The 22581-nt window shown below is 67.0% G+C and carries 17 protein-coding genes; 9 read left to right on the plus strand and 8 right to left on the minus strand.

Features of this window, described 5'->3' with window-relative positions; translation table 11 throughout:
* The first annotated feature begins 127 nt into the window (after window positions 1-127).
* Window positions 128-1318 (plus strand): ParB/RepB/Spo0J family partition protein, encoded by a 1191-nt coding sequence (locus tag AQZ59_RS02560; protein ID WP_330218610.1) that lies wholly within the window; start codon window positions 128-130, stop codon window positions 1316-1318.
* A 102-nt stretch (window positions 1319-1420) separates the two neighbouring features.
* Here AQZ59_RS02560 and AQZ59_RS02565 read toward each other — a convergent pair whose 3' ends face one another.
* From AQZ59_RS02565 to AQZ59_RS02590, 6 genes are all read right to left on the minus strand, one after another.
* A complete protein-coding gene (locus tag AQZ59_RS02565; protein WP_236698642.1) occupies window positions 1421-2380 on the minus strand; it encodes a D-alanine--D-alanine ligase family protein in 960 nt (319 codons plus the stop codon).
* A 15-nt stretch (window positions 2381-2395) separates the two neighbouring features.
* Window positions 2396-3718, minus strand: coding sequence for an aminotransferase-like domain-containing protein (locus AQZ59_RS02570; protein ID WP_062612877.1), 1323 nt, complete (start codon window positions 3716-3718; stop codon window positions 2396-2398).
* Between the two features lie 150 nt (window positions 3719-3868).
* Window positions 3869-4798 (minus strand): thioredoxin-disulfide reductase, encoded by a 930-nt coding sequence (gene trxB, locus AQZ59_RS02575; protein ID WP_062612879.1) that lies wholly within the window; start codon window positions 4796-4798, stop codon window positions 3869-3871.
* Between the two features lie 12 nt (window positions 4799-4810).
* Window positions 4811-6967 (minus strand): protein kinase family protein, encoded by a 2157-nt coding sequence (locus AQZ59_RS02580; RefSeq protein WP_062612882.1) that lies wholly within the window; start codon window positions 6965-6967, stop codon window positions 4811-4813.
* Between the two features lie 45 nt (window positions 6968-7012).
* Entirely contained in the window at window positions 7013-8971 is a 1959-nt protein-coding gene (locus AQZ59_RS02585; RefSeq protein WP_143602081.1) for a DUF6049 family protein, read from the minus strand.
* On the minus strand, window positions 8968-9486 hold the full coding sequence (locus AQZ59_RS02590; protein ID WP_082661100.1) for an NUDIX hydrolase: 519 nt from the start codon (window positions 9484-9486) through the stop codon (window positions 8968-8970). The genes AQZ59_RS02585 and AQZ59_RS02590 overlap by 4 nt, the downstream gene beginning before the upstream one ends.
* A 139-nt stretch (window positions 9487-9625) precedes the next feature.
* Between AQZ59_RS02590 and AQZ59_RS02595 the strand changes: the two genes are divergently transcribed.
* The 8 genes from AQZ59_RS02595 to rplI all read left to right on the plus strand — a co-directional run bounded on the left by AQZ59_RS02595 (window position 9626) and on the right by rplI (window position 17835).
* Window positions 9626-11044, plus strand: coding sequence for a CCA tRNA nucleotidyltransferase (locus AQZ59_RS02595; RefSeq protein ID WP_371440857.1), 1419 nt, complete (start codon window positions 9626-9628; stop codon window positions 11042-11044).
* A complete protein-coding gene (locus AQZ59_RS02600) occupies window positions 11044-12450 on the plus strand; it encodes an MFS transporter (RefSeq protein WP_236698643.1) in 1407 nt (468 codons plus the stop codon). The genes AQZ59_RS02595 and AQZ59_RS02600 overlap by 1 nt, the downstream gene beginning before the upstream one ends.
* A gap of 190 nt (window positions 12451-12640) precedes the next feature.
* The gene (locus AQZ59_RS02605; protein ID WP_062612894.1) at window positions 12641-13831 is read left to right on the plus strand and encodes an AI-2E family transporter; all 1191 of its coding nucleotides are present in this window, start codon (window positions 12641-12643) and stop codon (window positions 13829-13831) included.
* Window positions 13832-13840: 9 nt separating this feature from the next.
* Window positions 13841-15985, plus strand: a complete 2145-nt coding sequence (locus tag AQZ59_RS02610) for a transglycosylase domain-containing protein (protein WP_062612896.1) — start codon at window positions 13841-13843, stop codon at window positions 15983-15985.
* A gap of 223 nt (window positions 15986-16208) precedes the next feature.
* Window positions 16209-16517: a 30S ribosomal protein S6 gene (rpsF, locus tag AQZ59_RS02615; protein ID WP_062612898.1), complete on the plus strand. Its 309-nt coding sequence runs from the start codon at window positions 16209-16211 to the stop codon at window positions 16515-16517.
* A gap of 13 nt (window positions 16518-16530) precedes the next feature.
* On the plus strand, window positions 16531-17061 hold the full coding sequence (locus AQZ59_RS02620; RefSeq protein ID WP_062612900.1) for a single-stranded DNA-binding protein: 531 nt from the start codon (window positions 16531-16533) through the stop codon (window positions 17059-17061).
* 71 nt (window positions 17062-17132) lie between these two features.
* Window positions 17133-17372, plus strand: coding sequence for a 30S ribosomal protein S18 (gene rpsR / locus AQZ59_RS02625; RefSeq protein WP_038101734.1), 240 nt, complete (start codon window positions 17133-17135; stop codon window positions 17370-17372).
* 16 nt (window positions 17373-17388) lie between these two features.
* On the plus strand, window positions 17389-17835 hold the full coding sequence (gene rplI / locus AQZ59_RS02630) for a 50S ribosomal protein L9 (protein ID WP_062612902.1): 447 nt from the start codon (window positions 17389-17391) through the stop codon (window positions 17833-17835).
* 315 nt (window positions 17836-18150) lie between these two features.
* On the opposite strand, the gene AQZ59_RS02635 is transcribed toward rplI, so the two are convergent.
* Window positions 18151-21114, minus strand: a complete 2964-nt coding sequence (locus tag AQZ59_RS02635) for a bifunctional metallophosphatase/5'-nucleotidase (protein WP_062612904.1) — start codon at window positions 21112-21114, stop codon at window positions 18151-18153.
* 145 nt (window positions 21115-21259) lie between these two features.
* Complete coding sequence (locus AQZ59_RS02640) at window positions 21260-22570, minus strand: MATE family efflux transporter (protein ID WP_236698644.1); 1311 nt, start codon at window positions 22568-22570, stop codon at window positions 21260-21262.
* Window positions 22571-22581: the final 11 nt, after the last annotated feature.

Raw genomic sequence — 22581 nt, forward strand, 5'->3', positions numbered from 1 at the left:
CGGACTCGGCGCGCTGTTCCCCGAGGAACAAAAGGAAACGCGCAGTCGGGCCACGGACGTTTTCTTCAGCTCGCCCATCGCGAAGGAGACGACAAGCGCCGACACTTCGGACAATTCGGACACTGTGGTGTCTGAGGCAGATACGGTGAAGGAATCCGGCGAAACGAAGCCGGCAACTGCCCGGAAGACCACGGCAAAAAAGACAACCGCGAAGAAGGCCGCTTCGGAGGCCAGTTCTTCGGAGAATTCCATGCTGTCCGAAAATGCAGCCAAGGAAGGCGCCGGCCTGGAAATCTCGCTCGACTTGGCGGCAGGTTCGGGAACAGAAACCGCAAGCGAGCCGGGTGTGCCCGCCAAGGGCAAGGGCCGGGCTGGTGGAACACCCACGGGCATGGGCATGCCTGACCTGGCCACCGCTGCTACTGCTGACACCGCTGATCCCAACGGGCTGCTCCCCGTCCCGGGCGCCACCTTCGGCGACATTCCCGTCGACGCCATCATTCCCAACACCCGCCAGCCGCGCGAAGTCTTCGACGAGGACGATCTCCAAGAGCTCGCAGACTCGATTGCGGAGGTCGGGGTGCTGCAGCCGATAGTCGTGCGCGGGCTCGCGGAGCACCACCCAGACAACCCGGACGCGCAATACGAGCTCATCATGGGCGAACGTCGTTGGCGAGCTTCGCAGCGGGCGGGCAAGGACACCGTCCCCGCGATCGTCCGTCACACCGACGACGCCGACCTCCTGCGCGACGCCCTCCTCGAAAACCTCCACCGGGCAAACCTCAACGCCCTGGAAGAAGCGGCTGCCTACCAGCAGCTCCTCGAGGACTTCCGGTGCACGCAGGAAGAACTCTCCCGGCGAATTGCTCGCTCGCGCCCGCAGATCTCCAACACGCTACGCCTGCTCAAGCTACCCCCGCTCGTCCAGCGTCGGGTGGCGGCCGGCGTTCTCTCGGCGGGACACGCCCGCGCCCTGCTCGGGCTCACGGATCCGGCGGCGATGGAGCGCCTCGCCCAGCGTATCGTAGCGGAGGGCCTCTCGGTTCGGCAGGTCGAGGAAACCGTGGCGATCGGAGAGGACTACGCCCCCGCACGTGCACGGGGTCCCCGCCGCGGCCGTTACGCGGAAGAGCTCAATGAGCTCGCGGGCCGCCTCTCGGACCGGTTCAACACCCGGGTCAAGGTCAACATGGGCTTGACCAAGGGGCGGATCGCCATCGAATTCGCGACGATCGAAGACCTGAACCGGATCCTCGACAACCTCTCCGAGGGTGCCGTGGCAGTCGAGGCAGAGAGCGGCGCGGCGCAACAAGCCTGAGATCTGCCAGCGCAACATGTGCGGCGAACCGGGTGAAACTCATGACTCCCGCGTCGTCGCTGACGGCACTCGCCAGCGTTGCTTGCGTGGCCAGCGCCCGCCCTACTCCTGGGCGGCGTCGGCGGAGTGCGCGGCCGTTGTGAGGATGTCGAGGTAGACGTCGTCGAGCGTGCGGCCCTGGCGGCGCGCCAGCGCGGCCGCGCCCTGCGGGAAGATCGAGGTCTCGCTCATGCCGGGGGTGATGTTGACGTCGAGGAACCAGGCCTGGCCCTCGGCGTCGACCATGACATCCGTGCGCGACAGGTGGCGCAGCCCGAGCGTACGGTGCACGGCCTCGGCCATCTCGCTGACCACGTGCGTCACCTTGTCCTCCTCGTCCGCAATGAGGTACTCCACCCGGCCGGGGTTGTATCGCGCGTCGTAGTCGTAGGGGCCGGACGCCCGGACTTCCACCGGCGGCAGCGCCCGCGGGCCCTCCCCAAGGTCGGCGATGCCGACGCCGAATTCACGCCCCGCGATGTGCTGCTGGATGAGGGCCACATCCCCGTACGCGAAACAGTCCACCATCGCGCCCGGCAGCGCCGCGCGGTCAGACACGATCGACAGGCCCATCGAGGACCCAGCTTTGGTGGGCTTCACCACCAGGGGGAAATCGAAGCGGTGCTCCACCAGGTTCAAAATGTTGCCCACGCCCACCTCGCGGAACAGGCTCTGCGGAAGCGCGAGCGAATCGGGCACCCGCAGCCCGGCGCGCGCCAGCACCGACGCGGCCACCGACTTGTCCGAGGCCAGCCGGCATCCGAAGGCTTCTGAGCCGACGAACGGGTACCCGGCCAACACCAGCAGGTCCTGCAGCGAGCCGTCCTCGCCGATGGATCCGTGCACGAGCGGCCACACGACGTCGGGCTCGATCGCGTCCAGGCGCTGGAGGAGCTGGGCGTCGACGTCGAGAACCTTGACCTGGATCCCGGAGTTACGCAGCGAATCGGCCACGCGGCGGCCGGAGTGGAGCGAGATCTCACGTTCGTGGGTGAGGCCACCGGCGAGCACAGCTACTGTCATCGGGCCCATCATTACCTACCTTAGGTTCGAGTTCGGCGTTTCCACGCCGGAGTTGGTGTGACGATTGGGGTTGCCGAACATCTGAACGGTGTCGAGTTCGGCCTCGAGCACGGTGGACAGGCGCCGCACGCCCTCCTTTATCCGCTCCGGGGTGGGGTAGCAGAAGGATAGGCGCATGTGGTCGCGCCCCTGCCCGTCCGCGTAAAATGCTGTGCCGGACACGTAGGCCACGAGATTGGTGGTGGCGCGCGGAAGCATCGCCTTGGCGTCGATCCCGTCGGGTACCTTCACCCACGTGTAGAACCCGCCCTCGGGCACGTTCCACGAGCATTGCGGCAGGTACTTCGCCAGCGCGCCCGTCATCGCATCCCGCCGCTCGCGGTACATCGAGCGGTAGGACTTGATCTGCGCCATCCAGTCGTACGTGCGCAGGTATTCGGAGATCGACAGTTGGCCCATCTTCGTGGGCGACAGCACCGCGTTCTCATTCGCCAGCACCAGTCGCTGAATGACGGCGTGCGAGGCCAGCGCCCAACCCACGCGATACCCGGGCGCGAAGGTCTTGGAAAACGAGCCGAGATAGATTACCCCGTCGGGGTTGAAGGTCTGCAGCGGGGTCATCGTCACGTCGTCGAAACCGAGCATCCCATACGGGTTGTCCTCGAGGATGAGCACGTGATGGCGCTTACAGATCTCCACGATCTGCGGGCGGCGCTCCAGCGACATCGACACGCCCGCCGGGTTGTGGAAATTCGGCACGGTGTAGAGGAACTTGACCTCACGGCCCTCGTTCTCTAGCTTGGTCAGCGTCTCCTCGAGCGCCTCCGGGATCAGCCCGTCCTTATCGAGCGGCACGTGCACCACGTTGGCCTGGTAGGCGCGGAACACGCCGAGCGCGCCCACGTAACTGGGTGCCTCGGCCACGATCACGTCGCCCGGGTTGATGAAGATCTGCGTGATGAGGTCCAGCGCCTGCTGCGAGCCGGTGGTCACCACGATGTCGTCGGGGTGGGCGCGAATACCTTCTGGGCGCATGATCTCAACGATCATCTCCCGTAGCTCTTCCTCACCCTGGCCGCCACCGTATTGCAGCACCTGCGTGCCGCGTTCGCGGATGAGCTTGGCAGACATTTCCGCCAGGAAGTCGAGCGGGAGGCCCTCGATGTTCGGCATGCCGCCGGCGAGCGAGACGACCTCCGGGCGGTTCGCCACTGCGAACAGCGAGCGGGTCTCGGACTGGCGCATGCCAAGTGCCCGGTCCGCGTAACGGTCAAACCACGGATCCAGGCGCGTGCCCGATCCCGTGGCGGCTAGTTTGCTCGCGATGCGCTCGTTCATCTCATTCCTCTCCCACGCCGACGCTACCACTTTGCCTCCCACCCGCGCAGAATTGTCCACAGGCTACCCAACGACGCCGGCCTGCCGGCTTGCGCCCAACGGCCCGCTGGCGTCACAAGCGCTTGTTAACCGACGACGCCGGCCCGCCGGTCAGCCGGCCAGTGCCTCCAGGTAGGCTTCGGCGTCGAGCGCGGCCTTGCAGCCCATGCCCGCGGCGGTGATCGCCTGCTGGTAGTGGGAGTCGACGACGTCGCCGCACGCGAACACGCCCGGCACGCTCGTTGCGGTGCTGGGCTCGGCCACGGTGATGTAGCCCTTGTCGTCGAGCGCGATCTGGCCCTTGATGAACTCGGTGCGCGGCTCGTGGCCGATCGCCACGAACAGGCCAGTCACGGGTAGCTCGCGGGTCTCGCCCGTCACGGTGTCACGCAGGGTGAGGGAATCAAGCTTGGCTGAGCCGTTAATCGATTCAACCACGGAGTTCCAATGCATCTTCACCTTGTCGTTGGCGAGCAGGCGGTCGGCCATAATCTGCGAGGCGCGCAGTTCGTCGCGGCGGTGAATGACGTGAACCGTGGTGCCGAAGCGCGAGAGGAATTGGGCCTCGGTCACGGCCGAATCGCCGCCGCCGACCACCGCGATCTCCTGGTTACGGAAGAAGAACCCGTCGCACGTGGCGCAGTAGGACACGCCCTTGCCCGACAGCTCCTCCTCGCCGGGCAGGCCCAACTTCTTGTACTCCGAACCGAGCGCGAGGATGACGGTCTTGGCCTGGTAGGTCTCCTCGTCGGTGACGACCTCCTTGACCTCGCCCTCGAGCGTCATGGACTCCGCGTCCTCGTAGCGCACGTCCGCGCCGAAGCGCTCCGCCTGCTCCTGGAGCTTCTCCATGAGGTCCGGGCCGAGGATGCCCTCGGGCCAGCCGGGGAAGTTCTCCACCTCGGTGGTCTGCATGAGCGCGCCACCAGCGCTGACAGCGCCAGCGATGACGACGGGCTTGAGGCCGGCGCGGGCCGTGTAAATGGCGGCGGTCCATCCGGCGGGGCCGGAGCCGACGATGACGACGTCGTGAATAGTCACTCTTCCTCGTTTCTACTTCACATGAATTTCGGACACGATCATTTGCGGTTCACCCGCGCTGTTGAGGGGCAGCTCGGTCATCCAGATGACGAATGACGTGCCGGTGAGCGGCTCGCTTAGCGTGAACGTGGTGCTGCCATCCGCGGGCCCTTCGGCGAGGACCTTGCCTGCCGAGGGTGCATCCTTAACGGTGTCGCGGATCTGAATATTCCCGCCGGTGTTGCCCACGGTGTCGATCGTGACCTCGGCGACTGTGGCCTCCTGCTCGAGCTCTACATAGAGGCCAATACCGGACATAGTGTACATATCGGGCGAGCCGTACGTCCACGACTCCCACTCCGTCTCCGGGTTGCCATCCACGGCGAGCGGCACGATGCTCGGGTTGTCCAGCGTGGCCGGGTCTGTGCCGCGCAGCAGGCCGGCGTCGGGGCTGACCAGCTCGGCCGCGGCAATGGCGGGCGCCACGGTAGGGGTGGGGCTCGGCTCGGCGGTAGGTTCGGCCGTGGCCGAGGGCTCCTCCGTGGAGGGCACGTTCGTGTCCGGATCGACCAGCGTCACCGGGGCGACCGGCGCCGTCAGCGTCTTCAATCCCAACCAACCAAAGAAAACGATGCCGACCGCGAACAGCGGCAGCACCACCTTCGACACGTCGAACTTTTTCTCCCGCTCGCGCTCGTACTCGGTGAGTGCGGGCTTTGGCGTGGGCTTGGTAGCAGACTTTGCTAAGGGAGCGCCGGCGGGCTTCGGATCGGGTCTCGCGGCGGGCTCAGCCGCGCGCGCCGCCATGGCCGTGCGCGTGATGCGCTCCGGCTCGGTGACCTCACCCTCAAGCACGCTCACACGCTTCGGGCCAGACTTCGCCTCGGGCACGACGCTCTCGGGCTCGCGGTCAACCTGCGACTTGTCGCCCTCGTCAACGACGTCGGCCTCCAGCTCGGCTGCCGACTCTTCCGCTGGCATGACGGCAGTCTGGGCCTCCTCGGGGGAGAAGGCCTCGGTGGCCGGGCCCTCGGGTTCATGGGAAAGGTCGGGCCACGCGATTGGCGAGGAAAGCTTGGCATCCCCGTCCAGGCCGAGCGCGTCGTCGACCACCTGCGCCGCCTCGGCCTTCGTTTCGGCAGGCTGGTGCACGGGTTCGGGCTCTGCAGCCGCAGGCTCCTCGATGTCGGCCGCGGCGCCTTCTGCCCCAGCGTCTTCTGCCTCGTTCTCGATGTCGGCCGCGACTATCTCGATCGTGGCCGGCTCGCCCGCAAGTTCCTCCGCGGGCTCGTCCGCCGTCTCTACGGCGCCCACGCCCTCAGCGCCTACCTCTTCTTCGTGCGCATCAATCGCCTCGGGCTTGAGCGCCGGCCACTGCGGGCGCGTCTTCGGTGCCGTGACGGGCGGAATGCCGTCAGCCGCGGTGGCGGCGTCGTTGGCCTTCCCAGGCAAAGCCGCCACGTCGATCGCGTGCCAGGGCACGAGCGAGCGGGTGAGGTCGGCGGGCGAGGTGGCACCCTGGCCCTCGGACTCGCGCGTGAGCAGGGAGTCGAGCACGGGAGGCAGATCGAGCTGGCGGGCCTCATAGATGGCCGAGTCGTGCTCGGAGGGCTCGGGGAAGTCGTGGCCGAGCAGTAACGACGCGCACAGCACGCTCAGCCCTCGCGCCTCGTCGCGGTCGAGGTCGGCGCGGTCCTTCGACGTGTCAGCCCCGGCCAGCGCGCCGAAAACCCCCAACCCGTCCACGATCACGTCGCCCTCGGGCGTGAGGAAGATGGTCCTGCCCGTGCAATGCAGGTGGCGCACGCCGCGCCGGGCGGCGGTGGCGATCGCGCTCGCGGCCTCGCCAATAATGGAGGCCACCTGCTCGGGTGGCAGCGGCGTGCCGATCAGATGCTGGGAGACGGGACTGCCCGGCGGGATCTCCGTGATGATCGCCAGGTCCTCCGAATCCACCTGCACGATCGACACGAGGTGCGGGTCCCCCACGAGGGAGGCGCGGTGGGCGGCGTCGATCGTGGGTTGGGCGCGCGGGGAGTCGGGGTCAACGACGATGGCGCGCACGTGCCGCGACAGCACCACGTCGAGCGCCACCCACACACTCGCCTGATCGCTCGGCTGATGCTCGTACGGGTACAGCAGATCGAACCGGTCGGCGATGCGCTGACCAGCCTGCGCGTATGTGTTCACGTCTCACTCCCTCGTCAATCTTTGCCAAAGTCTACCGCGACCGTGTCACGATCGCCTTGATGCCGCCACGAAATCGTCCGGCTGCACGGGCTTGGAACGGCGGCCATCGCGCACTGACTTCACCAGGCCGATAAGGAACACGAGGCCCACGGCCCCGGCGATCACCACGGTGCCCACGTTCTCCCAGTCCGCCCGCACCCGCACGCGCAGCACGTCCTTAGCGCCGACCACCGTGCCGTCCGCGTTCGTCACCGTCACCTCCACGTCCAGGTTGCCCGAGCCGTGAGCCTCCACCGGCACCGAGACCGTGGTGGTCGACGACCCCGGCAGTGTCACCTCCACCGGCGACGGTGCGCGCAGGCGGATGTCCGGCACATCGAGGTGAACGGTTACGGTCACCGGCTGATGGAAGCCGTTCGTCACCTGCACGGGTAGTGCCGAACTTTCCGAGATGAGGTTGATCGTGGAGGTAGTGGAGACGTGGATCGTCTCGAGCTGGGCGGGCGTGGGCGCGATCGTGCGGATGAGGGCTTCGCGCCCGGACGGGTTGCCGCGCCACGACACGGAGGTCAGCTCCTGCGCCGCGGTGGTGGCGGCGGCCACCTTGGCATCGGCGTCGGGGAAGATCGCGGCCACGGCGCTGAAGGCGGCCAGTGCGTGGTCGATCGCGGTGACCTCCCCGCGCGTGAGCGCGCCGGAAGGTTCGGTGTCGGGCTCGGTGAGGACGCGCTCGGTGTCGTCCGGCTCGAGGCCAATGAGAGCTTTGACCGACGACGCCGTCACCCAGCTTGCGTCCAGCACTGCGGCCACAGCCGCGCGGGCGGCGTCGCTCGCCCCCCGGGGCACGGCGAGGACGTAGGGGCGCGGATCGTTGGGGCGCTGGCGGTGGTGGACGGCGGAAAGGGCGACCGCGACCTGGCGGGTGTCGAGCGTGTCGAGGGCGACGTCGTCGCGGCCGATCACCTGCAACTCGCCGGAAAGCACGTCGGAAGCGAGGGAATTGGTGACCAGCAGCGGCTCACCCTGGAAGGTGGTGACGGCCGAGGGGGTGTAGGTGAGCGTGTCGGCGGGCGCGTAGTCGGCGTCGGGGACAAGGACGGTCATGCCCAGGTCGTGGGCGAAGGCGATGTCGTTGGCGGTGGGAGACGAGGCGGGCAGGAACACGGTGTTCGTGGCGAGCTCGCGCGCTTGCTGCTCGCGGTCGAGGGCGGACAGCGCGGAGATGTCCGCGTCATAGGCCGGCAGGGCGAGGAGGGTGGCGCGGTCCGTGCTTACCGGCAGCTCCCGGTCCACGGCCAGCGTGACGCCCGCGATGTCCCAGGCATCCACCTGCTTCGTGACGTCGGGGAGGAGGGCGTCGGTGTCGGAATCGGTGGCGGGGGCGTCAAGGAGCAGGTTGATCGGCTCGGAGCTGATCGCCGAGACGGGCACCACCGCTGTGGCCGGGAACGGGGTGAGCTCGGCGGAGGAGGCCACCACAATCATCGTGCGGTCAAAGCCGACCGGGCCGTCGTCGGTGGACAGCTCGATCTCAATGCCGCGCGGGCCCCACGTGAACTCGCCGGTGGGCCAGGGCAGCTCGGTGTCGGGAAAGCTGAGACGCAGCGTGATGGTCTGGCCGGGGGCGACGCTGCGGGAGATATCGGTGCGGGCGACGTCCCAAGAAGGGGTGACGTCGGCCATCCAGCGATGCACCGAGAACTCGGAGACCGCGGTGGTGGCCTGCGCGCGCAGGTCGGCAGAGGTCAGGGTGAGCGGGGCGGTGCCCGTGTTCGTCACGTCCACCGACACCACCAGGTCCTGGCCCGCCTCCAGGACGGCGGGGGCGTCGGAGATGGTGACGGCGGGCTGCGCGGAGTCGGCTTCGGCGCTCGCGGTCTCGGAGCTGGTGCCCTGGGCGCCGGGCCGGGCGTCCGTCGTCGCGAAGGCGGGCCCGGAGGCAGACAGCGCACCGGGTATACCCACCACGAGCGCGGCGACCAGCGCCGCCACTAGGCGTTTCATTCGCGGCCCCCGTACAGGATCGCGCGGGCCATGCCCACAATGCGGCGTTCGTTGGGGTAGACCAGGCGGGTGGCGACCTTGTCGATGCGCACCCACTCCACGTCCTCAGCCTCCTGGTCCGGGTCGTTATCCACGGTCAGCTCGCCGGAGAGCGCCTCGAGGAGGAAGTGGTGGACGACCTTGTGCACGCGCTTGTCAGTGGAGGAAAACCAGTAGTCGATGGAGGCCAGGTGCATGAGGGCGCGGCCGAAGATACCGGTTTCCTCGCTGACCTCGCGCACGGCCGCCTGCTCGGGCGTCTCGTCGCCCTCGAGGTGGCCCTTCGGCAGGCACCACTCGAGGCGCCCGCCGCGATTACGCCGGGCGATGACGGCAACGTAGGCCTGGCCGCCTTTGACCGAGACGATGACGCCGCCCGCGGACGTCTCGTTGACGACCGGCAGGTTGTGGATACGAACCACTGGTCGTCTGCGGCGCGACCCCCTGGGAGGAGGGGCCGGGAATCTTCTTGACATCTTATTTCTACTGTAGTGATCTAGGTCGAGGAAAGTGCTCACGCACCCGGTTTTCTGGCACTCTTAAGGAGTGACTGAACGCGATACCACTTCCTTGACGACGACGGACGCCGGCACGAACCAGCGCGCCCGGCTTCTCGTGCAGGGACACCGATCCCTGTCCGATCTGCCTGAGGCAATTCTTGAACTAGGATCTATTTTCGCACGTTCCGGGCACGAATTGGCCCTCGTTGGCGGGCCAGTTCGAGATGCCTTCCTGGGCCGCGCTATTCACGACTTTGATTTGACGACGTCGGCGCGTCCCGATGAGACGATGGCCCTGCTCGGCGAGTGGGGCGACAAGGTGTGGGACATCGGCAAGGACTTCGGCACGATCGGCGCGGCGCGCTCCGGGCTGGTCGTGGAGGTCACCACCTACCGCACCGAAACCTACGATCCGGCCTCCCGCAAGCCCGAGGTGGACTACGGCGACACGCTGGAGGGCGACCTCACGCGGCGCGACTTCACGGTCAACGCAATGGCGGTGCGCCTGCCCGAGCTGGCGCTCGTGGACCCGTGCGGCGGCCTGGATGATTTGATCGACGGCGTGCTCGAAACCCCGGCCCCGGCCCGGCAGTCCTTCGACGACGACCCGCTACGCATCATGCGCGCCTGCCGTTTCGCCTCCCAGCTGGACTTCGACGTATCCGAGGAGGTCATGGGCGCGATGGCTGACATGGCCGCCCGCCTGGAGATCGTCTCCGCTGAGCGCGTGCAGGCCGAACTCGAGCGCCTCATGATCGGCGCCAACCCGCGCAAGGGCCTGGAACTCATGGTGGAGACGGGCGTGTGCGACGTCGTGCTCCCCGAATTCTCCGCGCTCCGCGAGACCGTGGACGAGCACGGGCGCCACAAGGACGTCTACGAGCACACCCTCACCGTGCTCGATCGCGCGATCGCGCTTGAGACCGACGACGACGGCCCCGTCCCCGCCCCCGACTTCGTGTTGCGCTTCGCCGCGATCATGCACGACGTCGGCAAACCCGCCACCCGCCGATTCGAGCCCGGCGGCGCGGTGTCCTTCCACGCCCACGACATCGTGGGGGCGAAGATGACCCGCAAGCGCATGAATCACCTGCGCTTCCCCAAGGTGGTGACGAAGGACGTCTCCGCCCTGGTCGCCCTTCACCTGCGCTTCCACGGGTACGGCGAGCAGAAGTGGACGGACGCCGCCGTGCGTCGTTACGTCACCGACGCCGGCCCGCTACTCGAGCGCCTCAACCGGCTCACCCGCGCCGACTGCACTACCCGCAACCGGCGCAAGGCCGCGTGGCTGTCCGCCGGGATGGATGACCTCGAGGCGCGCATCGTTGAGCTGAAGAAGCAAGAGGAGATCGACGCGATCCGCCCCGACCTCGACGGCCAGCAGATCATGGACCTGCTCGGCCTCAAGCCCGGCCGCGAGGTCGGCCAGGCGCGCTCTTACCTCCTGGCCCTGCGCATGGAGGAGGGGCCGCTCGGGCAGGAGGAGGCCACGCGCCGTTTGCTGGCCTGGTGGGCCGAGCGGGGCGAGGAGTAGTGGCTGGCCCGAGCCGAGAGAAAAGCGCGGGCCGGGACGCCGGCGTCGTGGGCGAGGAGCTCGAAGCGCTCGGTGAGGCGCGCGGGAAGCCGGCCGAAGAGCTGGGCGGCGAGAAGCCGGGGATGCTCGAGCAACTGCGCCAGTGCGCGCAATATCCGAAGTACCGCAAGCTGCTGGTGATCCGGATCGTGTCGCAGACCGGCGACGGGGTGTTCCAGGTCGGGCTCGCCACGCTGTTCTTCTTTAATCCGCAAAACGCGACGACAGCGGCCGGGGTGGCCGCGGCCTTCGCGGTGCTACTCCTGCCGTTCACGGTGGTCGGGCCGTTCGCCGGCACGTTGCTGGACCGGTGGAGCCGGCGCCAGGTGTTGTTCGGCGCGAATCTCATCCGGATGGCGCTCGCGGTGGTGTTGGCCGCGCTTATCTTCGCGGCCCCGACGCACTGGCTGGTCTACGTGCTGGCGCTGGTGACATTGGGGGTCAACCGCTTCTTGCTGTCGGGGCTGTCGGCCGGACAGCCGCATACGCTGCCGAAGCACCTGCTGGTGATGGCGAACTCCATCACGCCCACGCTAGGTTCGGTGGCGGCGGCGCTCGGCTCGGGCCTGGGACTGCTGCTCAGCCTCGTTTCGGCCGAGTCGATGCGCAACGCGATGGCGCTCATGATGGCCGCGGTCATCTTCGCAATGGCCGCGATACTCGCGCTGCGGCTCGGCCGCGACGAACTCGGCCCCGAGGCCCGCCCGACCACCACGCTCGGGACGGACCTGGCCGGCGTCGTGCGGCGGATGTGGGACGGGGTCGTGTACCTCACCCGCCGCGGCACGCCCATGTACGGGCTGACCGTCATGGCCACCCACCGCTTCCTCTACGGAGTCAACTTCATCGCGCTGCTCCTCATCTCGCGCAACCTGCTGGCCGATCCGCACGACGCCGGCGCCGGGCTCGCGATGTTCGCTCTGGTGGCGGGGGTGTCGATGGTGGGCAACGGGCTGGCGATCGTGGCAACGCCCACCGTGTATCAGTGGATCTCGCCGGCGGCGTGGATCGTGGTGTGCCTGGGGATCTCGGCAGTGTCGCAGACGCTGCTGGTGGCCACATACAAGATGCCGCTGCTGTACGTGTCGGCGGTGCTGCTGGGGCTAGGCGTGCAGGGGGCCAAGATCGCGGTGGACACGATCGTGCAGGCCGACACCGCAGATTCTTTCCGCGGGCGGGCCTTCTCCCTCTACGACATGATGTACAACGCCGCGTTCGTGGGCGCGGCCGGGCTGGCCGCCGTCGCGCTACCGGACACCGGCTGGGAGCCCTCCGTGTTTGCGGTGCTCACCGTGGTCTACATCCTGCTCGCCGGCTGGTACTGGTACATGGTCAGCCGGATCGGCAACGCCCCGCGCGAGGCGTAGGCGGCGGTTGGCCGGGCGGCCTGACACAACTCGTGAACCTGAGGCATACCAGGCCCCTATAGCGATCGGTAGCCGGTATATTCACGACTTCTGCCAGGCGCAGTGCTGGGCACTGGGCGCGAGGGGCGTGAGGGGTGTCGTGATGGGGACCTTCCCCGCGAGTGTCGGAGGAAGGTGAGATGATGAAGTCATGACGAACGAAGACCTTCCCCGCGAGCTCCCCGAGGAGGAGCCGCCGGCGCCGCCGGTGCAGATTGAGGACCGCGAAACGAGCGGCCTCATGATTCTCGTGGTGCTCGCGCTCATGACAGTGCTGGGGATCGGCCTCAACGCCATCTCCTCGGTGTTCACGCCGATCTTCCTGGCGCTCACGCTCGTGCTGGCCGTGCGCCCGATCGGGCAGAAGATGATCAAGCACGGCCTGCCGTCGTGGCTGGCGGCCACCGTGGTCATCACGGTGCTCGCGCTCATCGTGTTCGGGATGCTCGGGGTCACGATCCTGCTGCTCACGCCCGTGCCGCAGACGCTGATGAACTACTCCATCAACTTCGAGAACACGATGGACCAGGCCACTGAACTGCTCACCCGGCTGGGGTTTGAGAACGTGGAGCTGTCAAACTTCTTCGACCAGATCAACTTCAACTCGGTGGTCAGCCTGGCGTGGGAGCTGGTGGACAAAATGTCGTCGGTGGGCGGGCTCATCGCGATCGTGGGAGTCGCTGCGTTCTTCATTACCATCGACACCACGATCACCTCCGGGCGTGTGGCCATCATCAACAAGCGCCACGCCAACATCGGCCGGGCCATGTCCGACTTCGAGCGGCGCGTGCGCTCCTACTGGGTGGTCTCCACCCTGTTCGGCCTGATCGTGGCGGTGATCGACGGCTTCGCCCTCCAGGTGATGGGCGTGCCGCTGGCGTGGACATGGGCGTACTGGGCGTTCGTCACCAACTACATTCCCAACATCGGCTTCGTTATCGGCGTCATCCCGCCCATGCTCATGGCGCAACTCGACCAGGGCTGGCAGGCGATGGTGTGGGTGCTCGTGTTGTACTCGATCATCAACGTGGCGATCCAGACCTTCATCCAGCCCAAGTTCACGGGTGACGTGGTGGGGCTTTCGCCCACGGTCACCTTCATCTCGCTGGCGTTGTGGACCGTGGTGGTGGGCATCCTCGGCTCGATCCTTGCGGTGCCGCTCACATTGTTCTTTAAGGCTCTGCTAGTAGACTCCGATCCACGCGCCCGCTGGCTCGATGCCTACCTCATCTCCGAGCAACACATCGTGCGAAAAGACAGGCAGGGAGCGTACGCCGTCCCCACTCCCAAGGAGCGGCGGCGGAAAATGAAACGTTCGCGGCCCACGCGCGCGAAGAACTGAGAGGCAGCGATGGCAGGAAAAGAGAAGAAGGCGAAGGCAAAAGGCCGCGGTTATCCACGCGAGGGCCTGGGGCCGATTCGCCGCTGGATCCCGTCGTGGCGCTTCTTCCTCGGCACGTTCTTCGCTCTGACCGCGCTGGGGATCGGCGCCCTCGCCGGCCTGTACGTCACCACGAACATCCCCGAGGTGGACGACTTCGCGCTCGCGCAGACCACGAAGGTCTACTACTCCGATGGCGCCACGGAGCTCGGATCGTTCTCAGAGCTCAACCGCTCCTCGGTGTCCCTGGCCGACGTGTCGGAGCACCTCCAGCACGCCGTCATCGCCTCGGAGGATTCGTCGTTCTACGAGAACTCGGGCGTGGACCTGCGCGGCATCGCGCGCGCCCTGTGGAACAACATCCAGGGCAAGCCCACCCAGGGCGGGTCCACCCTCACCCAGCAGTACGTGGAGCGCTACTACACAGGCACCACCACCTCGCTGTTCGGCAAGCTCAAGGAAGCGATCCTCGCGCTGAAGATTGACAGTCAGCAGTCGAAGGAAACGATCCTTGAAAACTACCTCAACACCATCTACTTTGGGCGCGGCGCCTACGGCATCGAGGCGGCAGCGCAGGCCTACTTCGGCGTGCCGGCCAAGGACCTGACGCTGTCCCAATCCGCAACGCTCGCCGGCATCATCCCCGCACCCTCGGCGTGGGATCCGGCCGTCAGCCCGGAGCGGGCCGAACAGCGCTTCGAGCGCGTCATCGCCCGCATGGTCTCCGAACGGTGGATCACGCAAGAAGAGGCGGATACGGCGTCGTTCCCGGAAGTGCTCGAACCGAGCAAGGACAACGCGTATGCGGGAACGGACGGGTACCTGCTCGCGGCCGCGCGCAACGAACTGGTGGACAACGGGTTCACGGAGGAAGAACTGGCCACCGGCGGCTACCGGATCGTCACCACGATCGACGCGGCCAAGCAGCAGGCCGCCGTGGAGGCCGTGGCGAACCTGCCACAGGACAAGCCCGATAACTACTACGTGGGCCTCATCTCGGTCGATCCGCGCAACGGGGAGATCTACGCGATGTACGGCGGCAAGGACTACCTGGAGCGCCAGCGCAACTCGGCGCTACAGGACCGGGCGCAGGCCGGGTCCACGTTCAAGGCCTTCGCGGTAGCGGCCGCGATGGACGCCGGCATCTCTCCGCTCGAGCGCTACGATTCGCCGGCCACCTACACGATCGCCAATCCCGGTGGCACCGACCTGACGTTCAACAATGTGGACGGGCGCAGCTACTACAGCGTGCCGCTGACGAACATGACCGCGCAGTCGCTCAACACCGGCTTCATCAAGCTGAATGAGGAGATCGGCCCGAACAAGACGCGGGACATGGCGGTCAAGCTCGGCCTGCCGGAGGACACCCCGGGTCTGGATAACGGGGTGGGCAACGTGCTCGGTTCGGCCTCCCCGCGAGCGGTGGACATGGCCACGGCGTTTAGTACGATCGCCAACGGCGGGGAGAAGACCACCCCGCACATCGTGCGCGAAGTCTTCCAGGGCGAAAACCGGATCTACACGGGCAACACCGTTGGTGAGCGGGCGATCAGCGAGGAGACGGCCCAGCTGTCCACCTACGTCCTCGAAAACACGCTCAAGTACGGTGGCACGGCCGCCAACGCGGCGCTGCCTGGCCGCGAGGCGGCCGGTAAGACGGGCACGTCCACCGGCCCGAAGTCGGCGTGGTTCGCCGCCTACGTCCCGCAGATGGTCACGGTGGTCAACATGTACGCCGTGGGTGAGGACGGCTCAGAGGCCGTGCTCGAACCGTTCGGTGGGGTCTATCAGGTGGCCGGCGGCGATTTCCCCGCCCAGGTGTGGCACGACTACATGGCGACGGCCACCGCGGATATGGACGTGGAGTACTTCCCGAACGTCGACACCCTGATTGGCCAGCTGACACCGAAGCGCACCCCGGCGCCCGCGCCCGAGCCCAGCGAGGAGCCTTCCGAGGAGCCGAGCGAGGAGCCGAGCACCGAGGCCCCCACCACCGAGGCTCCAACCCAGGCCCCCAGCACCCCGGCTCCCACGGAGGCGCCAAGCGAGGAGCCGAGCGCGCCCCCCAGCCCGGAGCCGGAGCCCGATCCGTCGTCAGAACCTGCCGACGGCTAGGGGGCCGGCACCGGGCGCGAAGCGAGACGCCGGGTCTGGGCCGTTGGGCGTGAGGTGCCCGGGCGGCGTCGCGCGCGACCGCCGGGCATCCACATGTGGCGCATTGCGCAGTGGCCTAAGCGCGCGGATGGGCTAGAATTGGTCTTTGTCTGTCTATGACAGAGCATGAACCCTCCTGTCACGGAAGGACCGTGACCGTTGAGACCAAAGGAGGTGGGTAGACATGCGTAGTTACGAGATGATGATCATCCTCGACCCGGAAGTGGACGAGCGCACCCTCCAGCCCACGCTGGACAAGATGCTCGCCGTCGTCCCGGCTGAGGGCGGATCCCTCGACAACGTGGACATCATGGGCAAGCGTCGCCTCGCCTATGACATTAACAAGAAGAGCGAAGGCATCTACGTCGTCGTGTACATGACGGCCGAGCCGGACACCGCCAAGGAACTCGATCGCCAGCTGGGCCTGAACGAAACCGTCATGCGCACCAAGCTGCTCCGTTACGAGCCCAAGGCCGCGGCGGCAGCCGAGTAAGAAGGAGAAGGACATGGCAGGCGAACCGATTATTACCGTCGTCGGGAATCTCACCGCAGATCCGGAACTCAAGTATGTTGGCTCGGGTACGCCAGTCGCTTCCTTCACGGTCGCTTCGACCCCGCGTACCTACAACCGCAACACCAACGAATGGGAAGACGGCGAAGCCCTCTTCATTCGTTGCTCGGTGTGGCGCGAATACGCAGAGAACGTCACCGAATCCCTGTCGAAGGGCATGCGCGTGGTCGTTCAGGGCAGGCTCCAGATCCGCAACTACCAGCGCCAGGACGGCTCGCAAGGCACGTCCGTGGAAATGCAGGTAGATGAGGTCGGCCCGTCGCTGCGCTACGCCACGGCTCAGGTCACCAAGACCAACCGCTCCGGCGGCGGTCAGGGTGGTTACAACCAGGGCGGCGGTTACCAGGGCGGCTTGGGCCAGCAACGCGGTCAAGCATCCTACAACGCGCCTCAGGGCGGCTCGGGCCAGGACCCGTGGTCGCAGGCGCCAAGCGGATCGGCATTCGACGACAACCCGCCGTTCTGATCCACCATTGTTAACCGGCCAGCGGGCAGTGCTCGCCGCCGGAATGTTCACAGATAAAGAGGAATTCAATCATGGTCGCAAAGCCTGTTTTGCGTAAGCCCAAGAAGAAGTCAAACCCGCTGAAGGCTGCGAAGATCGAGCACGTCGATTACAAGGACACCGCCACGCTTCGCAAGTTCATCTCCGACCGTGGAAAGATTCGCGCTCGCCGCGTCACCGGTGTTTCCACCCAGGAGCAGCGCCAGATCGCCCGCGCCGTGAAGAACGCTCGCGAGATGGCTCTTCTTCCGTTCTCGAGCTCGAACCGCTGAGGAAGGGGATAAATAAATGAAGGTCATCCTGACTCACGAAGTTGAAAAGCTCGGCCAACCGGGCGACGTGGTCACCGTCAAGGACGGTTACGGCCGCAACTACCTGATCCCGCGCGGCTACGCCACGGCGTGGACCAAGGGCGCTCAGCGTCAGATCGATCAGATCAACGAGGCCCGCCGCCGCCGCGCCACCGAGGATCTCGAGTCGGCACGCGAGTCGCGCGACGCGCTCGAGACCGCCACCCTGCAGATCGCCAAGACCGCCGGCGCGAACGGCCGCCTCTTCGGCGCCGTCACCACCGCCGACGTGGCCGCTGCTGCCGCTGCCGTCACCGGCAAGCCGGTGGACCGCCGCCAGGTGCACCTGGTGTCGGCCATCAAGTCGGTGGGCGAGTACACCGGTTCGGTGAAGCTGGGCGAGGAGATCGTGGCCAACGTGAAGATCAACGTGGTCGCCGAGTAATCCGATCAGCACGCGGCTGAAGCCGCATAGGGGGCGGGGCGCGGGAGCGCCCCGCCCCCTTCTGCTGCCCGGCGGTGTGTGCCGATGGCCCGACCGGGCCTGGCCGGCCCGCCCACCTGGCCTGCCCGCCGTTCTCGGGCGCCCGGCCGGTCGCCCCCTTCCGTTTCGCGTCACGCGAAGTGTTTTCACGTCGCTCAAATCCCCGATTTGAGTGTGCACAAAACACTTTTGGTGACGCGAAACGCAGTTGGGCGCGGGGCATAAGAGTGGGCCCCCGCCACGAACGGCAGGGGCCCAGGGGAGGCGGCCGGAGATTTAGCTGATGGTCAGCATCTTCTGCCAGCCGTGCCCGATCTGAGTAGCTGGAGTCCACGAACCGCTGGCCTTGTTCAGGTAAGAGAACATCGTGCCCTCGTTGCGGATACCGATCAGGTCGTACTTGCCATCGCCGTTGAGGTCACCGGGGATGGAGGCGTAGGTGAAGCCACCCCAGCCGTGGCCGATCTGGCCCACGCCGTACAGGTAGCCGTTCGCAGCGCCCTCGTAGGCGAACATCCGGCCGTCTTCGTGGATGGCCACCAGGTCGTTGTGTGCCGAGCCGCTGAACTGGCCGGGGGCCAAGACGAAGCGCATTGAGTTCCAGCCGTGGCCGATCTTCATGCCGCTATGCAAGCCTACGGCGCTCACGTTGTAGCGGTACAGGTCGCCGGTCGCCACCTGGACGGCCACCACGTAGGTGTCCTTCGAGGAGCCGAGTGTACCCACGTAGGTGACGTTGTCCATCGCGTTCCAGCCATGGCCGGCCTTCAGGCCTTTGGTGAGGAAGCCGTCGCCGGCCGAGTACATGTAGTACAGGTCGCCGCTCTCGTAGCGGGCCAAGACGTCGGCGCGCCCGTCGCCGTTCACGTCAGGAATGGCGTCGATCTCCACGATGTCCTTGGCCCCGCACATGACCACGCCGCGGTGGACGAGGCCCTTGCCGGTGCCGGCGTAGAAGTGCACGGCACCTGAGCTATCGACCGACCACAGGTCAGCGTACGCATCGCCGGTGGCCTCGCCGAGCTTGCCGGTGGCGCGCGCGGGCTTGGCCGGGCGGTCCATGACCATGCACTGGCCGTGGTCGCCGCCCTGCTCGCCTTCGTCGGAGTCGCCGCCTGCGGGCGTGCACGCCACGTCGACGCCGAGGCCCGCGGCTTCACCCACGAGCTCCACGCCTGCTTCGTTCAGCACCGTGAGCGGGAGGTGGACCGTGCCCGCCGTCTTGCACTGCGCAGTGGCGGTCAGGGAGATGGGGGCGTCAACGTAACCGACGCCGTCGGCGGTGACGATCGCGTTCTCGTTCGCCGCGTTCGCGTCCTCGAGCGTGTTGTTGACCTTCGCGGTGGCGGTGACGTCGCCGAGCTTGACTGTGACGTCCTTGGTGCGGGCCTCACCCTCACCGGAGAAGGACAGGCCGCGCAGGCTCACCTTCGCCGACGCCGTGTTGCCCGCGACGTCGGCCGTGAGGCTCACGCCCACCGACTGCTTGGTCTCCCGCGGCTGGACCGTGGGGTTCTTCGTCAGGTACGCGCCGAAGAAGTCGCGATCCAGGCGGTCCGGGATCGTCTTGAGCGTGCCCGCGATCGAGGGATCCTTCAGTACGTCGAAGGAGTCGCCGCCGGAGAGAAGGAAGGTCACGGACGACACGGTGTACGTCTTCGCCGGGTCGATCGGCGCGCCGTCGATAAGGATGGAGGTCACGCGCTCGCCCATCGGCTTGGACGGGTCAAAGGTGTACCTCACGTTCTTCGACAGGCCGAGCTTGAGCATCGGGCGGGTCGAATCCTTGCCGAGCACCTTCCACTGCTGCTCGAGCAGGGTCTTGAACTGGGCGCCGGTCATCTTCACGTAGCCGACCTCGTTGGAGAACGGCTGGACCTTGAACACGTCGGCCACGGTCACCTTGCCGTCGGCCGGCAGGAGGTCGGCGCGGATGCCGCCGGCGTTGATGATGCCGATGTCGATCGGGTCGCCGTCGAGCGTGGTGATGGTCTCGCGCATTGCGTCGGCGATGAGGCCGCCGATCGTGGACTCGGTGCCGCGGTTCTCGCCGCGCGTCGCCTGGCCGTCCTTGACGGTCTGCTGGTAGCCGCGTGAGAAGTTGCCCGCGCCGTCGGCGATTACCTTCGAGCCGGCCTCGTGGGCCGCGGTCTTCGCCTGGTCGACTACGGCCTTGACCTCCGGGTCGTCGCCGCAGGTGGCGACTTCGGCGGCCGTGATCTGGACGGCCTCGGAGTCCACAACCTTCTTCGCCTTCGTGTCGTATGTGATGCGCAGGTTGGACAGGTTGTCAGTGAAGCTGCCGGACGCGGTGGCCGACAGCACGTGCCCGGACTCGGTGGCTACCTTGGTGAAGTAGTACGGCTTGTGGGTGTCGCCGCCCATGATGCCGTCCACGTACTCGCCCATCTTGGGGTAGGACTGGGCGACGTCGTTATCGTACATCGCGATGACGACGTCGGCCTCGCCCTTGGTCTTGATCTCCTTGGCGAGGTCGTTGATCACGGGGACGGGCTTGGAGAACTCCATCCCGTCGAACGTGCCGGGGAAGACCTTCGTGTCGGCGTCGTCCTCGATCGCGCCGATGAAGGCGACCTTGACGCCCGACGGCGACGTCCAGACCTCGTACGTGCCCAGGCCCTCGAGGCCCGTAATGTTGGCGCCGAGGTAGGGGAAGTTGACCTTCTCGTACGTCACGCCATCCACTGTGCCGCCGGTGAAGCGGGCGCGCAGGACCTCTTGGCCCTTGTCGAATTCGTGGTTGCCGATCGTGGAGGCAAACACGTCCATCTTGTTGAGGGCGGCGATGGTGGGGTTGTCGTGCTGTGAGCCCGAGGTGAACGGCGAGGCGCCGATGTTGTCGCCCAAGAGCACGAGCTGGGAGTTCGGGTTCTTCTTCTTCGCTTCCTTGACGTAGCAGGACATGGCGGACAGGCCGGCTTCGTTGACGGTCACCTTCCCGCCAACCTTCTTGGTCGTTTGCTCGATGTGGCCGTGGATGTCGGTGAGGTTGTATAGGTCGAGCACGACGATGTCCGAACCGGCTCCTTCGGGCGCGGGTTCGGCTTTTGCCGCGTCCTCGGCGGGCTCTGTCGCGGGAGCCTCAGCTTCGACGGAGGTCTCAGTCTCGACGGCGGCCGCGCGGCTGGCGTCGTCGGTGGTAGCAAGTGCAACGGTGGGTGAAAGGATGAGGCTGGAGGTGGCAACACTGCCGAGAACCAACCGCTTCGCTCGTTTCATAGGTTCGCCTTTCGGGTGGTGAGTTGTACAACCATTTTCCTTAGGTTTCGGATAGCCTAAATTGGCGGCCCGTCCCCCGAGGGTATGCGATGTCGCTAAGAGCATCATACCGCAGGGGGTGTTTTCACAGGTAGGGCGATGAGCTTCAGTCGAGGCGCATCCAGGTGTCGGTACGTACGCGCCACAGCATCGTGCCCCCGCGCACGGCCATGAAAACGATCGCGTACGCGCACCACAGCATCAGCATGCCGGCCGTGCCCAGGTGGCGGCCCGGGCCGGCGAGGAGGAGGGCGAGCGGGGCGAAGGCAGCCAACGCGGTGAGCATGTAGGTGGCGAGCATGCGGGTGTCGCCGGCGCCGATGAGCACGCCGTCGAGCATGTAGGCCACCGCCGCGATCGGCAGGGCGAGCGACGTGACCCACATGGACTGGGTGGCCAGCCACGCGACGCCCGCGTCCACGCTCATCACCCGCGGGATGACGAACGACAGGCCCGCGAGGACCACGCCGAGACCCGCCCCCACCTTCAAACCGTAGGCCAGGCAGCGGGAGAGGATTGTGCGCACACGCTCGCGATTGCCCGAGCCCAGGCCCTGGCCGACCAGGATCTGCGCGGCGGTGGCGAGGGCGTCCAGGCCGTAGGCGGCGAAGTTCCACATCGTCATGACGATCTGGTTCGCGGCGAGGGCCACCGTACCGAGCCCTGTGGCGGCGGCGATCTGGAGAAGGATGGCCCCGCGCAGGGAGAGGGTGCGGATGATGAGGGGGACGGCGTCGCGAACAGCGCGCAGCACGCCCACGCCGCTGGGGGCGAGGGAGACGCCGTGCGCCACGGCCAGCCTGAGGACCATCCACGCCAGGTAGATCCCCATGAGGGATTGGGCGATCGCGGTGCCGAGCCCGGCGCCAGCCACCCCGAGGTCCACGCCGTAGATGAGCGCGGCGTTCAGTGGGATGTTCGCCAGGGCGCCGGCGGTGGCGGCGATGAGGGGCGTGCGGGTATCGGCGAAGCCGCGCAGCGTGCCGTTGGCCGCGAGCACCAGCAGCATACCCGGCAGGCCGATCGCGGAGGCACGGGCGTAGGCCACCGCCTGATTGAGGACCGCGGGCTCCGGCCCGAACCAGCTGAGGATCGCGGGGGCGAAGCCCGCCAGGACCGCGCCGAGCGCCACGCCAAGGAGGGCGCCGAGCCACATCCCGTCCAGCCCCTGACGTAAGCCCCGGTCGGGCCTGCCCGCGCCGACGAAACGGGCGGTCGCCGCCGTCGTCGCGTAGGAAAGAAAAATGCACACGCCCACCAGCGTTGTGAGCAACGTCGAAGCCAGCGACAGGCCGGCCAGCGGGTTCGCGCCCAGCCGGCCGATCATCGTCGTATCCACGGCCACCAGTAGCGGCTCGGCCAGCAGCGTGGCGAGCGAGGGCAGGGCGAGCTGGCGGATCTCGCGGTCAATACTCACGCCGGGCAGCC

The sequence above is a fragment of the Trueperella bernardiae genome (assembly GCF_001469025.1).
GTDB classification, from domain to species: Bacteria; Actinomycetota; Actinomycetes; order Actinomycetales; family Actinomycetaceae; genus Trueperella; species Trueperella bernardiae.

Bases quoted from the DNA above. Each gene is read 5' to 3' on its own strand.
- AQZ59_RS02565 (WP_236698642.1), bottom strand. From the start codon at position 2,380: ATGACAGTAGCTGTGCTCGCCGGTGGCCTCACCCACGAACGTGAGATC.
- AQZ59_RS02570 (WP_062612877.1), bottom strand. From the start codon at position 3,718: ATGAACGAGCGCATCGCGAGCAAACTAGCCGCCACGGGATCGGGCACG.
- AQZ59_RS02585 (WP_143602081.1), bottom strand. From the start codon at position 8,971: ATGAAACGCCTAGTGGCGGCGCTGGTCGCCGCGCTCGTGGTGGGTATA.
- AQZ59_RS02590 (WP_082661100.1), bottom strand. From the start codon at position 9,486: ATGTCAAGAAGATTCCCGGCCCCTCCTCCCAGGGGGTCGCGCCGCAGA.
- AQZ59_RS02605 (WP_062612894.1), top strand. From the start codon at position 12,641: ATGACGAACGAAGACCTTCCCCGCGAGCTCCCCGAGGAGGAGCCGCCG.
- AQZ59_RS02610 (WP_062612896.1), top strand. From the start codon at position 13,841: ATGGCAGGAAAAGAGAAGAAGGCGAAGGCAAAAGGCCGCGGTTATCCA.
- rpsF (WP_062612898.1), top strand. From the start codon at position 16,209: ATGCGTAGTTACGAGATGATGATCATCCTCGACCCGGAAGTGGACGAG.
- AQZ59_RS02620 (WP_062612900.1), top strand. From the start codon at position 16,531: ATGGCAGGCGAACCGATTATTACCGTCGTCGGGAATCTCACCGCAGAT.
- rpsR (WP_038101734.1), top strand. From the start codon at position 17,133: ATGGTCGCAAAGCCTGTTTTGCGTAAGCCCAAGAAGAAGTCAAACCCG.
- rplI (WP_062612902.1), top strand. From the start codon at position 17,389: ATGAAGGTCATCCTGACTCACGAAGTTGAAAAGCTCGGCCAACCGGGC.
- AQZ59_RS02635 (WP_062612904.1), bottom strand. From the start codon at position 21,114: ATGAAACGAGCGAAGCGGTTGGTTCTCGGCAGTGTTGCCACCTCCAGC.